Below are 13,323 nucleotides of genomic sequence, written 5' to 3'. Positions count from 1 at the left end.
GGAGGGCGCCATCCGCCCTCCGTTCAACAAAGAGGCTTCATGCCAACCGCATGAAGCCTTTTTCTTGAGCCCCTTGAATCAACCTCGTCAGGAGACAACACCCATGTGGAAACTCGTCGTCGGCTTCATCGTCTTTGCCGCCATCGCTCTGTTCGTGATTTCCAAGGCCGGCGACAAGGTCGACATGTCGGGCGAGAAGCACGGCGGCGACGCGGCGCACGAAACGGCGCCAGCCGCGCCGAAGTAAGAAGGCGCCGCGCGGCGGTCAGCGCTTGAACTTGCCGTCGCTGATGATCGACAGGTCCGCGAAATCGATGCCGCTGTGGTCCTGCGGCGAGTAGCTCACTTCGAGCCCGCCGCCGAGGTCGTAGCCCCGCAGGCTGTCGAGCGCCGCCACGATCTTTGCGCGCGTGGGCTTGGGCCCCGCGCGGCGCAGCGCCTCCACCAGCACCTTCGCCTCGGCGAAGCCTTCGAGCGTGGCCGGCGACAGTTCGGCCTGGCCCTTGGCCTGCGCGAGGGCCAGGGCTTCCTTCACCATCGGCTGGCCGAGTGAGCGCTCGTTCGGGAACACCTGCGTCACGATCACGCCGCGGCTCGCGTCGCCCAGCTGCTTGATGAAGCCCGACGAAGCGTTGTTCGACAGCGTGACCACCTGCGCCGCGGAGCCCGCGGCGCGCAGCGCCTTGATGCCGTCCACCACGGCGACGCCCGAGCCGATCCACACCACGGCCTGTGCATCGGCATCCTTGATGGCCGGCACGATGGACTTGTAGTCGGGCTTCTCGCGGTCGGCCGGAATGGTCACGACCGGCTTGGCCTTGCCCTTGGTGAAGCCGGTCATCGCGCCCTCGAGCGCGTCCGCGCCGAACGAGTCGGTCACATGCACCACCGCGATGCGCGTGAGGCCGATGGTCAGCAGGTGCTGCACCGCCTTCTCGGCCTCGCGCTGGTAGGTGGCGCGCACGTTGAACACGTGCTTCTGCAGCGGCTTGTGCAGCACCATCGCGCCCGTCGAGGGGCCGATGAGCGCCACGTCGTACTTGTCGAGCCACGGGATGATGGCCTGCGAGTGCGGCGTGCCGCGGCTCATGAAGAGCGCCAGCACCTTCTTGTCCTCGATCAGCACGCGGGCGTTCTCGCTGGCGCGCTTGACGTCGAAGGCGTCGTCCATGCGGATCATCTCGATCTTCTCGCCGTGGATGCCACCCTGGGCATTGACCGCATCGATCACCAGCTGGGCGCCGCCGATGGTCTCGTTCACGCCCGCGGCCACCGAGCCGGTCATGCCGGCGGTCTGGCCGATCAGGATCTGCGCCGGAGCTCCGGCCGCCGACAGTGCCAGCAGCGCGGCGGCACACAGCGTGCGCGTCATCTTCTTCATGAAAACGTCTCCTCTCGACATGCTTGGAAGCAATCGAAAACAAATGTGCTATTTGTTTCTAAAAGTGTCTTCGACTCCATCCGGACAAACCCCTGCGAAGCCACCGACCTTGTGAAGTAGTGCACGAACCCGTCATGGGCCACTCCCTAGAATGTTTGCCCCACCCCCCAAGGCACTCATGACACAGGGCTCCATCCGGATTCGCGGCGCGCGCCAGCACAACCTCCAGAACCTCGACCTCGACATCCGCACAGGCGAGATGACCGTGGTCACCGGGCCCAGCGGCTCGGGCAAGTCGAGCCTCGTTTTCGACACCCTCTATGCCGAAGGCCAGCGGCGCTACGTGGAGACCTTCTCCGCCTACGCGCGCCAGTTCCTGGACCGCATGGACAAGCCGGCCGTCGACAAGGTGGAGGGCGTGCCGCCCGCCATCGCCATCGACCAGACCAACCCGGTGCGCTCCTCGCGCTCCACGGTCGGCACCATGACCGAGCTGAACGACCACCTGAAGCTGCTGTTCGCGCGCGCGGCCGACCTGTTCGACCGCGAGACCGCGCTGCCGGTGCGCCACGATTCGCCCGACAGCATCTACGCGCAGATCGTCGAGCGCGCGGCCGCGGCGGGCGATCCGCGCCTCGTGGTCACCTTTCCGGTCGAGCTGCCCGCGAGCACCACGGCCGAGGAAGTGACGCAATGGCTGTCGGCCAGCGGCTTCACGCGCGTGCAGGCCGAGCGCGAGGTGGCCACGCCCACCGGTCCGCGCAAGGTGCTCGACGTGGTGGCCGACCGCTTCCGTGCATCGGGTGCCGAGCGCGCGCGCGTGGTCGAGGCGATCGAGGTGGCGCTCAAGCGCGGCAGCGGGCGCGTCACCGTGCATGCGACCGGTGCCGAAGAGAACGCACCGACCGACGTGTGGAAGTTCTCCACCGGCCTGCACTGCCCCGAGAGCGACATCCGCTACGCCGACCCGATCCCGTCGATGTTCTCGTTCAACTCGGCCGTGGGCGCGTGTGACACCTGCCGCGGCTTCGGCCGCGTGATCGGCGTCGACCTGGGGCTCGTGATTCCGAACGACAAGCTCACGCTGCGCGCCGGCGCGATCAAGACCATCCAGACGCCCGCGTGGAAAGAAGCGCAGGACGACCTCATGCGCCACGCCGAGGCGGCAGGCATTCCGCGCGACACGCCGTGGAACAAGCTCACCGAGGAGCAGAAGCACTGGGTGATCGAGGGCACGCCCAACTACAAGGAAGGCAACTGGAACAAGCAGTGGTACGGCGTGCGGCGCTTCTTCGGCTACCTGGAGAGCAAGGCCTACAAGATGCACATCCGCGTGCTCTTGTCGAAGTACCGCAGCTATACGCAATGCCCGACCTGCAGCGGCGCGCGCCTGAAGCTCGACAGCCTGATCTGGCGCATCGGCAGCAAGGAAGATGCAGACGCGGTGTTGCCGCCCGAGAAGCGATTCATGCCCACGGGGGCGAAATGGACGCGGGCGCAGCTGGAGGCACTGCCGGGGTTGTGCCTGCATGACCTGATGCTGTTGCCGATCGAGCGGCTGCGGCGGTTCTTTGACAGGCAGCAGCCCTCACCCCAACCCTCTCCCGCAAGCGGGAGAGGGGGCAAGACCGAACAGCCGGCCGAGGGGGGCGATTTGCTCCCTCTCCCGCTTGCGGGAGAGGGTAGGGGTGAGGGCGAAACCCAGGCCCTCAAACTCCTCTTCGAAGAAATCACCACCCGCCTGCGCTACCTGCACGACGTCGGCATCGGCTACCTCACGCTCGACCGCCAGAGCCGCACGCTGAGCGGCGGCGAGGTGCAGCGCATCAACCTCACGACCGCGCTCGGCACCTCGCTGGTCAACACGCTGTTCGTGCTCGACGAGCCCAGCATCGGCCTGCATCCGCGCGACATGAACCGCATCACCGAGGCCATGCTGCGCCTGCGCGATGCGGGCAACACGCTGGTCGTGGTCGAGCACGACCCGGCCGTGATGCTCGCGGCCGACCGCGTGATCGACATGGGCCCCGGCCCCGGCGCACGCGGCGGGCAGATCGTGTTCGACGGCACCACCGACCAGCTGCGCGACGCCGACACGCTCACCGGCCAGTACCTGGGCGGGCGCAAGAAGATCGGCATGGGCTTCAAGCGGCTCGTGAGCGAGAACACGCACCGGCTCATCCTGGAAGGTGTGCGCGAGCACAACCTGAAGAACGTCACGGTCGAGTTCCCGCTCGCGCGGCTGGTGTGCGTCACCGGTGTCAGCGGCTCGGGCAAGTCGACGCTGATCCAGGACGTGCTGGCGCCTGCACTGATGCGCCACTTCGGCAAGGCCACGGAAACGCCCGGCGCGCACGACCGCTTGCTTGGCGCCGATCACCTCGGCGACGTGGTCTTCGTCGACCAGTCGCCGATCGGCAAGACCGCGCGTTCCAACCCCGCGAGCTACGTAGGCGCCTGGGACGCGATCCGCGAGATCTTCGCGACGGCCACGCTGTCGCGCCAGCGCGGCTACACCGCGAGCAAGTTCAGCTTCAACTCCGGCGACGGGCGCTGCCCGACCTGCGGCGGCTCGGGCTTCGAGCACGTCGAGATGCAGTTCCTGTCCGACGTCTACTTGCGCTGCCCCGACTGCGACGGCAAGCGCTACCGCCCCGAGATCCTCGAAGTGCGCGTGGAGCGCAAGGGCAAGAGCTACAACGTGGCCGACGTGCTCGACCTCACCGTGGCCGAAGCGGCGGCAGTGTTCGAGGCCGACCGCGACGTGCTGCGCGTGCTGCAGCCGATCTCCGACGTGGGCCTGGACTACGTCAAGCTCGGCCAGCCCGTGCCGACGCTCTCCGGCGGCGAGGCGCAGCGCCTGAAGCTCGCGGGCTTCCTGGCAGAGGCGGCGAAGAGCGCGACCGCGAGCAAGCAGTCGGTGGCGCGCCGGGGCACGCTGTTCCTGTTCGACGAGCCGACCACCGGCCTGCACTTCGACGACATCGCGCGCCTGATGCGCGCGCTGCGCAAGCTGCTCGACGCCGGCCATTCGCTGATCGTGATCGAGCACAACCTCGACGTGATCCGCGCCAGCGACTGGTGCATCGACCTTGGCCCCGAAGGCGGTGAGGGCGGCGGCATGGTGGTGGCCCAAGGCACGCCCGAGCAGTTGCGCGAGAACCGCGCCTCGTTCACCGGCGCCGCGCTCGCCGACTACGAACTCGCGATCGGCCCCGATGCCTACAAGGTGGCCGAGCGCGCAGCGCGCCGCTACATCGCCAACGCGAAGAAGGCGCCGGGCGCCGATGCGGTGCAGATCGTCAATGCGCGCGAGCACAACCTGAAGAACCTCAGCGTCGACATTCCGCGCGGCAAGTTCAGCGTGGTGACTGGCGTGAGCGGTTCGGGCAAGTCGACGCTCGCCTTCGACATCCTGTTCAACGAAGGGCAGCGCCGATACCTTGAATCGCTCAACGCCTATGCGCGCAGCATCGTGCAGCCGGCGGGCCGGCCCGAGGTGGACGCGGTCTACGGCATTCCGCCGACCGTGGCCATCGAGCAGCGCCTGTCGCGCGGTGGCCGCAAGAGCACGGTGGGCACCACCACCGAGGTCTGGCACTTCCTGCGCCTGCTGTACGTGAAGCTGGGCATCCAGCACTGCATCCACGACGGCGCCGCGGTGCAGCCGCAGACGCCCGACAGCATCGCCGCGCAGCTGATGCGCAACTTCAAGGGCCAGCACATCGGCCTGCTCGCGCCGCTGGTGAGCAACCGCAAGGGCGTGTACACCGAGCTGGCCGACTGGGCACGGCCGCGCGGGTTCACGCACCTGCGCGTGGACGGCGACTTCCTGCCGACGACAGGATTCCCGCGCATCGACCGCTTCAAGGAGCACAGCATCGAACTGCCGGTGGCCAGCCTCGACGTGCTGCCCGCGAAGGAAACCGAACTGCGCGAGGCGCTTGCAAAGGCGCTCGAACACGGCAAGGGTGTGGTGCATGTGCTGAGCGAACTCGACGGACTCAAGGCCGCGATGATGGCCGGCGTGTCGGCCTCGGGCATCGGCCGTGTGAACGTGTTTTCCACGCTGCGCGCCTGCCCCGTGTGCAGCACCAGCTACGCCGAGCTCGACCCGCGCCTGTTCAGCTACAACAGCAAGCATGGCTGGTGCCCCGACTGCGTGGGCACTGGCGTCAAGCTCAGCAAGGACCAGCGCAAGGTCTTCGACGATTCCATCCGCGACGACGACAACAAGGGCCGCGAACAGACCTTCGCCGAGCCCGAGGTGGAAGACCTGGCCGACACCGCCTGCCCGACCTGTGAGGGCACGCGCCTGAACGCCACGGCGCGCGCCGTGAGCTTCGGCGCATCGCCGGCCGACGGCCTGAGCGGCATCGGCATCACCGAGCTTGCGCGCATGAGCGTGACCGAGGTGCGGCAATGGTTCGAAGGGCTGGCGCTCGCGGGCCGTGAAGCCGAGATCGCGCGCGACCTCGTGCCCGAGATCAGGAGCCGTCTGGAGTTTCTGGAAGAGGTGGGCCTGGGCTATCTCACGCTCGACCGCGGTGCGCCCACGCTCTCCGGCGGCGAAGCGCAGCGCATCCGCCTGGCGGCGCAGCTCGGCAGCAATCTCCAGGGCGTGTGTTACGTACTCGACGAGCCGACCATCGGCCTGCACGCGCGCGACAACCAGATCCTGCTCGACGCGCTGCACAAGCTCGGCGACAAGGGCAACACGCTGGTGGTGGTGGAGCACGACGAGGACACCATCCGCCGCGCCGACCACATCATCGACATCGGCCCGAGCGCGGGCAAGCGCGGCGGGCGGCTGGTGGCCGAGGGGACGGTGGCCGACATTCAGCAGGCGAGCGATTCGCAGACCGGGCGCTACCTGCGCGATGCGATCAAGCATCCGCTGCACGAGCGGCGCCTGGTTCCATCGCCCGACCCGAAGGCCGAAGAGAGCGGCCAATGGCTCACCGTGCACGGCGCCGACCTGCACAACCTGCAGGACGTGACGGCCACGCTGCCGTTGCACCGCCTCGTGGTGGTCACCGGCGTCAGCGGCTCGGGCAAGTCGACGCTCGCGCGCGACGTGCTGCTCGCCAACGTGCAGGGCATCGTGGTGCAGCGCATGACCAAGGCGGGCCGCGACGCCGATGCGGCGGGCAAGCGCCCGGCCTGGGCCGGCTGCAACAGCGTCGAGGGTTACGAGACCATCGACCGCGTGCTCGAGGTCGACCAGACCCCCATCGGCAAGACGCCGCGCAGCTGCCCGGCCACCTACATCGGCTTCTGGGACACCATCCGCAAGCTCTTCGCCGACACGCTCGAAGCGAAGGCGCGCGGCTACGGCCCGGCGCGCTTCAGCTTCAACACCGGCGAAGGCCGCTGTCCAGGCTGCGAGGGCGCAGGTGTGCGCACCATCGAGATGAGCTTCCTGCCCGACGTGAAGGTGCCCTGCGAGGTGTGCCACGGCGCGCGCTTCAACCCGGAGACGCTGGCCGTGAGCTGGCGCGGCAAGAGCATCGGCGACGTGCTGAAGATGGAAGTCGACGAGGCCGTCGAGTTCTTCGCGAGCATGCCCAACATCGCGCATCCGCTGCAGCTGCTGAAGGACGTGGGGCTCGGCTACCTCACGCTGGGCCAGCCCTCGCCCACGCTGTCGGGCGGCGAGGCGCAGCGCATCAAGCTGGTGACCGAGCTCAGCAAGGTGCGCGACGACATCACCCGCCGCGGCCAGAAGGCGCCGCACACGCTGTACGTGCTCGACGAGCCGACCGTGGGCCTGCACATGGCCGACGTCGAGAAGCTGATCCACGTGCTGCACCGGCTGGTGAACGGCGGCCACAGCGTGGTGGTGATCGAGCACGACCTCGACCTGATCGCCGAGGCCGACTGGATCCTCGACCTCGGGCCCGAAGGCGGCAACGCCGGCGGGCGCATCGTCGCGGCGGCGCCGCCCGAAGAGGTGGTGCGGCTCGGCACGCACACCGGGGTGGCCCTGGCGCCGGTGCTGGCGCGATAGGGCAGGGCGGGGCCTGCCCCCGCCCTCCTCTCTTCCTACTTCTGGATGTCGCCCAGGCAGAGGTACTTGATCTCCACGTAGTCGTCCATGCCGTGGTGCGAGCCCTCGCGGCCCAGGCCCGACTGCTTCACGCCGCCGAACGGCACATGCTCGGTGGCGATCACGCCGGCGTTGATGCCGACCATGCCGTATTCCAGCGCTTCCGCCACGCGGAAGATCCGGCCCACGTCGCGGGTGTAGAAGTAGCTCGCGAGGCCGAACTCGGTGTTGTTCGCCGCGTCGATGCCGTCCTGCTCGGTCTTGAAGCGGAACACGGGCGCGAAGGGGCCGAAGGTTTCTTCGCGCGCGCACAGCATGTCGGAAGTGGCTTCGGCAACGACGGTCGGCTCGAAGAACTGGCCCTGCATCCGGTGGCCGCCCGCGAGCACCTTGCCGCCCTTGGCGACGGCATCGTCGACGTGGCGCTGCACCTTGTCGAGGGCCGCATCCTCGATCAGCGGGCCCTGCACCACGCCGTCCTCGAAGCCGTTGCCGACCTTGAGCGCCTTGACCTTGGCCGCGAATTTCTCGACGAAGGCGTCGTAGATGCCGTCCTGCACATACAGCCGGTTCGCGCACACGCAGGTCTGGCCGGCATTGCGGTACTTGCTGGCCATGGCGCCCTCGACCGCAGAGTCCACGTCCGCATCGTCGAACACCAGGAAGGGCGCGTTGCCGCCCAGTTCGAGCGACAGCTTCTTGACCGTCGGCGCGCACTGGCTCATCAGGATGCGGCCCACCTCGGTGGAGCCGGTGAAGCTCAGGTGGCGCACGACGTCGCTCTCGCACAGTGCCTTGCCGATCGCGATGCTGTTCTGGCTGTCGGCTGTGAGCACGTTGAGCACGCCCGGCGGAATGCCCGCGCGCATAGCCAGTTCGGCCGCAGCCAGTGCGGTGAGCGGCGTGAGTTCGGCCGGCTTGATGACCACCGTGCAGCCTGCGGCCAGCGCCGGTGCCACCTTGCGGGTGATCATCGCGAGCGGAAAATTCCACGGCGTGATGGCCGCGCACACGCCGATGGCCTGCTTCATCACCAGCAGGCGGCGGTTGTTGTCGAACTGCGGCAGCACCTCGCCGTTCACGCGCTTGGCCTCTTCGGCGAACCACTCGACGAAGCTCGCGGCGTAGGCGACCTCGCCCTTGGCCTCGGCGAAGGGCTTGCCCTGCTCGGCGGTCATGAGGCGGCCGAGGTCTTCGGTGTTGGCGGTCAGCAGGTCGAACCATTTGCGCAGCACGATGCTGCGCTCCTTGCCGGTCTTGCCGCGCCAAGCGGCGAGCGCCTTGTCGGCCGCGGCAATGGCGAGCTCGGCGTCCGCGCGCGTGAGGTTGGCCACGTCGACCAGCTTCAGTCCGGTGGCGGGGTCGTTCACGTCGAAGCGGGCCGCGCCCTTTGCCCACTCGCCCGCGATCAGGGCGTCGGTCTTGAGCAGGGTCGGGTCGTTCAGCAGTGCGAGGGGGGATGTTTTCATGTTCATGGTTGTCTACGTTCTATTTGGGTTGAAGTGAGGTTGGAGGTGCGATCACGCCGACGGGGTACCTTGCTCCGCGAATGTCCTCCGGCCTGCGGCCTCCCCCTTTATTTCGCTGCGCAAGGCACCCCATCGGCGTGATCGTGTTCGGAGCGGTCGTTGATCGGCTGTACACCAGCAGCGCGTCCAGTGCGCAGGGCACCGGGTACTCCCCGCAGCGAAATAAAGGAGGAGGCCGAAGGCCGGGGGACATTCGCGGAGGGGAGTACCCGGTGTCCTGTGCACGCCCCCCGAACAGTCCCTCACCGAAACGGCACCCCCGGAAGCACACACAGCATTTCATAAAGCAGATTGGCCCCGAGCAGCGCAGTGTTCCCACTGATGTCATAGGGCGGACTGACCTCCACCAGATCGGCGCCCACCACGTTCAGGCCACGGCAGCCGCGCACGATCTCCAATGCCTGCGGCACGGTGAGCCCGCCGATCTCGGGCGTACCGGTGCCGCCGGCAAACGAAGGATCGATGCCGTCGATGTCGAAGCTGATGTAGACCGGCTGCGTCGGCCCGATGCGCTCGCGCACCTGCGCCATCAGCGGCGCGAGCGACTGGTACCAGACCTCGTGCGCCTGCACCACCGTGAAGCCTTGCTCGCGCGGCCAGTCGAAATCGTCCGCTGCGTAGCCGGTGCCGCGCAGGCCGATCTGCCAGACCTTGTCGCAGGCCAGCAGGCCCTCCTCGACGGCGCGACGGAACGGTGTGCCGTGCGCGATGCGCTCACCGAACATGTCGTCGTTCACGTCCGCATGCGCATCGACGTGCACCAGCGCGACCGGGCCGTGCTTGCGCGCCACCGCGCGCAGGATCGGCAGCGCGATGGTGTGGTCGCCGCCCAGCGTCAGTGGCGCGCAGCCGGCGGCCAGCACCGAGTCGTAGAAGGTCGAAATGATGTCGAGCGATTTGTCGAGCGAATAGGTGTTGATCGGCACGTCGCCCAGGTCGGCCACGTTCAGCTTGTCGAAAGGCGCCGCGCCGGTGGCCATGTTGTAGGGCCGCAGCAGCGCCGATTCGGCGCGGATCTGGCGCGGCCCGAAGCGTGCACCCGGGCGGTTGGAAGTGCCGATGTCCAGCGGCACGCCGATGAACGCCGCGTCCAGCCCCTCCGGCGAGGTTGCGGCCGGCAGCCGCATCATCGTGCCAGGGCCGGCGAAGCGCGGCATCGTGTTGCCGCCGAGCGGCTGGTTCGGTGTCGTGGTGATCGGCATGGCGTATGGGTTCAGCGCCGCCGCCCGCGCAGCCATTCGAGCGCGAGCAGCAGCGTGGTGGTGAAGATGATCAGCAGCGTCGCCACGGCGGCGATGGTGGGCGAGATGTTCTCGCGGATGCCCGTGAACATCTGGCGCGGCAGCGTGACCTGGTCGGGCCCCGCGAGGAACAGCGTGACCACCACTTCGTCGAATGAGGTGGCGAAGGCGAACAGCGCGCCCGAGATCACGCCCGGCGCAATCACCGGCAGCGTGACGCGCATGAAGGTCCGCAACGGCGTCTCGCCCAGGCTCAGCGATGCGCGCACCAGGTTCTGGTTGAAGCCGGCCAGCGTGGCGAGCACCGTGGTCAGCACGAAAGGTGCGCCCAGCGCCGCGTGCACCACGATCAGCCCGAAGTAGGTGTCGGCCAGCCCGATGGGTGCGAAGTAGAGGTACGTGGCGACGCCCACCACCACGATCGGCACCACCATCGGCGAGATCAGCACGCTCATGAGCAGGCCCTTGAAGGCGAAGCTCGTGCGCGACAGGCCCACCGCCGCCAGCGTGCCCAGCACGGTGGCCAGCACCGTGGCGGCCGGCGCGACGATGAAGCTGTTGCGCGCCGCGCGCGCCCACTCGGGCGACTCGAAGAGGTTGCGATACCACCGCAGCGACCAGCCCGGGATCGGGTAGGCCAGAAACGAGCTGTCGGAGAACGACAGCGGAATCACCACCAGGATCGGCGCCAGCAGGAAGGCCAGCACCGCGACGCAGCCGGCGCGCACCAGCCACCAGCCGAGCTTGTCGGCGAAGGTGGCATAGGCCGGGAATTGGGGAAGCTTGAACATGCTTGTCTGTCTTTCGTGCCGCTCATCCGAGGCTCAGCTCGGCCTTGCCGATGCGGCGGTAGACGGCGTACAGCAGCAGCGTGGCGACCAGCAGCACGGCGCCCAGCGCGCAGGCCATGCCCCAGTTGATTTCCACGTTGGTGTAGCGCGCGATGTAGTAGCTCAGCATCTGGTCGTCCGCGCCGCCGAGCAGCGCCGGCGTCACGTAGTAGCCGATCGCCAGGATGAAGACCAGCAGCGCGCCGGCTCCGATGCCTGGATAGGTCTGCGGCACGTACACGCGGAAGAAGGCCGCCAGCGGCGAGCTGCCCAGCGAGACGGCCGCGCGCAGGTAGGTGGGCGGCACGCTCTTCATCACGCTGTAGAGCGGCAGGATCATGAAGGGCAGCAGGATGTGCACCATCGCGATGATCACGCCGGTGCGGTTGAACAGCAGCGCCAGCGGATGGTCGGTCAGGCCGATGCCCATGAGGCCGCGGTTGACCAGCCCTTCGGATTGCAGCAGCACGATCCACGCCGCCACGCGCACCAGGATGGAAGTCCAGAACGGCACCAGCACCAGGATCATCAGCACGTTGGCCTTGCGCGCCGGCAGCGTCGACAGCCACCAGGCCAGCGGATAGGCCAGCAGCAGGCAGAAGAAGGTGACCACGGCACTGATCTGGAAGGTGCGCAGCAGGATGCCCGCAAAGGCGCGCTGGTCGGCGGGCATGCGCTCCACCTCGCCGGCCACGTCGCGCCGCAGGTCGACCGAGGCTAAGAGGTAGTCGGGCGTCCAGCGGGAGCCGTTCTTGGCGATTGCCTGCCAGTACGGCGCCTCGCCCCAGCGCGGGTCGAGCTCCAGCATGCGCGCCTTGACTTCTTCCGGCGTGCCGGTGATCGGCAGCGCCCGGAAGGTGCCCATCACCAGCGAGCGGGCGCCTGCGATCTCGGTGTTGAGGCGGCGCGCCAGGGCGCCGGCGTCGGAGCTGTCGGGCAGCTGGCCGAGGTCGGCCGCGATGGCGGCATAGGCCGCCGGCGCGGGCGCCTCCTTGCGGTTCCAGCCGTCGAGCGCACGCACGGTGCGCGGCAGCGCATTGGCCACCTCGGGGTTCTCGACCGCGCGCTGCAGCAGCGCCACGATGGGCACCAGCAAGGTCAGCAGCAGGAACACCAGCAGCGGCACCGTGAGCGCAAAGGCGCGCCATTTGCGGCGGGCCTCGGCGCGCGCCAGCGCACGCCGAAGCTCGCCGGGCGGAGCCTGCATCGAAACCTGGGGGACAGACGTTGCCGCGTGCATGGCCTTTTTCGCGCCGCTCGTTTACTGCGTGGCCCAGGAGGCGAAGCGCTTCTCGAGCGCCTCGCCCTGATCGGCCCAGAAGCTGACGCTGAACTGCAGCGCATCCTTGGCGTTGGCCGCCGAGGTCGGCAGGTCGGCCAGCACCTTGGGGCTGAGCGAGGCCAGCGCCTTGGTGTTGGTGGGGCCGTAGGCGATGCTCTGGGCATAGACCGCCTGGTTGGCCGGCTGCATCGTGAACTGGATGTACTTCAGCGAGGCTTCCTTGTTCGGCGCGCCCTTCGGGATCACCAGGTAGTCGAGGTCGTAGATGCCACCCGGCCAGTAGATCTTGAGGTCGCGGCCTTCGCGGTTGGCCGCGTCGATGCGGCCGTTGTACACCGTGGTCAGCACCACGTCGCCGGCCACCAGGAACTGCGGCGGCTGCGCACCGGCTTCCCACCACTGGATATTCGGCTTGAGTTCGGTGAGCTTCTTGAACGCGCGGTCGGCGCCTTCCTTGGTGGCGAGCACCTTGTAGACATCGGCCGGCTTCACGCCGTCGGCCATGAGCGCGAACTCGAGGTTGTAGCGCGCACCCTTGCGCATGCCGCGCTTGCCGGGGATCTTCTTCACGTCCCAGAAGTCGGCCCAGCTGGTGGGCGCGGTCTTGAGCTTCTCGCCGTTGTAGGCCATCACGGTCGACCACACGAACAGGCCCACGCCGCAGTCGGTGACGGCGGCCGGCAGGAAGTCGGCCTTGTTGCCAATCTTGGAGTAGTCGAGCTTCTCGAACAGGCCCTCGTCGCAGCCGCGCACCGCGTCGGGCGATTCGACCTCGACGACGTCCCAGGTGACCTTCTTCGTCTCGACCATGGCCTTGATCTTGGCCTGTTCGCCGTTGTATTCGACCGGGATGATCTTGGTGCCGGTCTTCTCGTAGGGCTCGTAGTAGGCCTTCTTCTGGGCATTGGCGTTGGCGCCGCCGAAGTTGACCACGGTGAGCTGCTGCTGGGCGAGGGCCGGCAGCGCGAAGCTGGCGGCGACGATGCAGGCGAGGAATGTCTTTTTCATGAT

8 protein-coding genes are annotated in these 13,323 nt (G+C 68.0%); 2 read left to right on the top strand and 6 right to left on the bottom strand.

All coding sequences use genetic code 11. The features are described from left to right. Positions 1 to 103 precede the first annotated feature (103 nt). Positions 104 to 247 (top strand): hypothetical protein, encoded by a 144-nt coding sequence (locus ACEOAB_RS26035; protein WP_413749024.1) that lies wholly within the window; start codon positions 104 to 106, stop codon positions 245 to 247. Between the two features lie 18 nt (positions 248 to 265). Here ACEOAB_RS26035 and ACEOAB_RS26030 read toward each other — a convergent pair whose 3' ends face one another. Next, on the bottom strand, positions 266 to 1,381 hold the full coding sequence (locus tag ACEOAB_RS26030) for an ABC transporter substrate-binding protein (RefSeq protein WP_495653194.1): 1,116 nt from the start codon (positions 1,379 to 1,381) through the stop codon (positions 266 to 268). Positions 1,382 to 1,559: 178 nt separating this feature from the next. Here ACEOAB_RS26030 and uvrA point away from each other — a divergent pair, with 178 nt between their 5' ends. Continuing rightward, on the top strand, positions 1,560 to 7,391 hold the full coding sequence (gene uvrA, locus ACEOAB_RS26025) for an excinuclease ABC subunit UvrA (protein WP_413749026.1): 5,832 nt from the start codon (positions 1,560 to 1,562) through the stop codon (positions 7,389 to 7,391). 35 nt (positions 7,392 to 7,426) lie between these two features. Here the strand turns inward: uvrA and ACEOAB_RS26020 are convergent, their stop codons facing one another. The 5 genes from ACEOAB_RS26020 to ACEOAB_RS26000 all read right to left on the bottom strand — a co-directional run bounded on the left by ACEOAB_RS26020 (position 7,427) and on the right by ACEOAB_RS26000 (position 13,320). Beyond that, positions 7,427 to 8,905: an NAD-dependent succinate-semialdehyde dehydrogenase gene (locus tag ACEOAB_RS26020; RefSeq protein WP_413749027.1), complete on the bottom strand. Its 1,479-nt coding sequence runs from the start codon at positions 8,903 to 8,905 to the stop codon at positions 7,427 to 7,429. 296 nt (positions 8,906 to 9,201) lie between these two features. Beyond that, on the bottom strand, positions 9,202 to 10,161 hold the full coding sequence (gene speB, locus ACEOAB_RS26015) for an agmatinase (RefSeq protein ID WP_413749028.1): 960 nt from the start codon (positions 10,159 to 10,161) through the stop codon (positions 9,202 to 9,204). Positions 10,162 to 10,172: 11 nt separating this feature from the next. Continuing rightward, on the bottom strand, positions 10,173 to 10,991 hold the full coding sequence (locus ACEOAB_RS26010; protein ID WP_056595636.1) for an ABC transporter permease: 819 nt from the start codon (positions 10,989 to 10,991) through the stop codon (positions 10,173 to 10,175). Positions 10,992 to 11,013: 22 nt separating this feature from the next. Further along, positions 11,014 to 12,237, bottom strand: a complete 1,224-nt coding sequence (locus ACEOAB_RS26005; RefSeq protein WP_413749029.1) for an ABC transporter permease — start codon at positions 12,235 to 12,237, stop codon at positions 11,014 to 11,016. A gap of 54 nt (positions 12,238 to 12,291) precedes the next feature. Further along, on the bottom strand, positions 12,292 to 13,320 hold the full coding sequence (locus ACEOAB_RS26000; protein ID WP_495653193.1) for an ABC transporter substrate-binding protein: 1,029 nt from the start codon (positions 13,318 to 13,320) through the stop codon (positions 12,292 to 12,294). Positions 13,321 to 13,323 lie beyond the last annotated feature (3 nt).

The organism is Variovorax sp. Varisp53 (assembly GCF_059491555.1).
The sequence above is the reverse complement of the archived record's forward strand: the minus strand, read 5'-3'. Positions and strand labels throughout refer to the sequence as shown.

Bases quoted from the DNA above. Each gene is read 5' to 3' on its own strand.
- ACEOAB_RS26010 (WP_056595636.1), bottom strand. From the start codon at position 10,991: ATGTTCAAGCTTCCCCAATTCCCGGCCTATGCCACCTTCGCCGACAAG.
- ACEOAB_RS26020 (WP_413749027.1), bottom strand. From the start codon at position 8,905: ATGAACATGAAAACATCCCCCCTCGCACTGCTGAACGACCCGACCCTG.
- ACEOAB_RS26035 (WP_413749024.1), top strand. From the start codon at position 104: ATGTGGAAACTCGTCGTCGGCTTCATCGTCTTTGCCGCCATCGCTCTG.
- uvrA (WP_413749026.1), top strand. From the start codon at position 1,560: ATGACACAGGGCTCCATCCGGATTCGCGGCGCGCGCCAGCACAACCTC.
- ACEOAB_RS26005 (WP_413749029.1), bottom strand. From the start codon at position 12,237: ATGCAGGCTCCGCCCGGCGAGCTTCGGCGTGCGCTGGCGCGCGCCGAG.
- ACEOAB_RS26000 (WP_495653193.1), bottom strand. From the start codon at position 13,320: ATGAAAAAGACATTCCTCGCCTGCATCGTCGCCGCCAGCTTCGCGCTG.
- ACEOAB_RS26030 (WP_495653194.1), bottom strand. From the start codon at position 1,381: ATGAAGAAGATGACGCGCACGCTGTGTGCCGCCGCGCTGCTGGCACTG.
- speB (WP_413749028.1), bottom strand. From the start codon at position 10,161: ATGCCGATCACCACGACACCGAACCAGCCGCTCGGCGGCAACACGATG.